General features: G+C 54.5%; 1 protein-coding gene. It reads right to left on the reverse strand.

What is annotated here, in order from left to right; translation table 11 throughout:
* Window positions 1-791, reverse strand: a 791-nt coding sequence (locus VZ95_RS20900; RefSeq protein ID WP_084627979.1) for a ribonucleotide-diphosphate reductase subunit beta, incomplete at both ends; no start/stop codon positions are given.

Consider the following 791-nt stretch of genomic DNA (forward strand, 5'->3'; position numbering starts at 1 on the left):
TGCAAGCGCCAATCGGCAATAAAACGGATATAGCGCTTCACATCGAGCGGCGTCATGCCTTCGACCGGCCCCATTTCGAAGGCGAGATCGATGAACGCGTCTTCCAGGCGCACCACCTGTTGGCAGCAGTCGGAAATATCGTCCTTCACCGATTGCGTCAGGCAGCCGGTTTCCTGGGCAAAGGTGTGGAACAGCTTGATAATGCCTTCGCAGTGCAGCGATTCGTCGCGCACCGACCAGGAGACGATCTGCCCCATGCCCTTCATTTTATTGAAGCGCGGGAAGTTCATCAGCATGGCAAAGGAGGCGAAGAGTTGCAGCCCTTCGGTAAAGCCGCCGAAGACCGCCAACGTGCGCACAATATCGGCGTCGGTATCGACACCGAAGCGCTGCATGTAATCATGCTTATCGGCCATCTCTTTATAGCGCAGGAAGGCGGTATATTCCTGCTCCGGCATGCCGATAGTATCGAGCAGATGCGAATAGGCGGCGATATGCACCGTTTCCATATTTGAAAAGGCGGTCAGCATCATTTTAATTTCGGTCGGCTTGAACACCCGGCCGTATTTTTCGTGGTAGCAATCCTGCACTTCCACATCGGCTTGCGTAAAGAAGCGGAAGATTTGGGTCAGCAGATTGCGTTCGTGATCGGTGAGTTTGCGCGCCCAATCACGGCAATCTTCGCCCAAGGGCACCTCTTCGGGCATCCAATGGATCTGTTGCTGACGCTTCCAGAACTCGAAGGCCCAGGGATATTCGAACGGCTTATAAGCCTTACTGGCGGACAGAAG

It is taken from the genome of Elstera litoralis (assembly GCF_000963705.1).
Lineage (GTDB): Bacteria > Pseudomonadota > Alphaproteobacteria > Elsterales > Elsteraceae > Elstera > Elstera litoralis.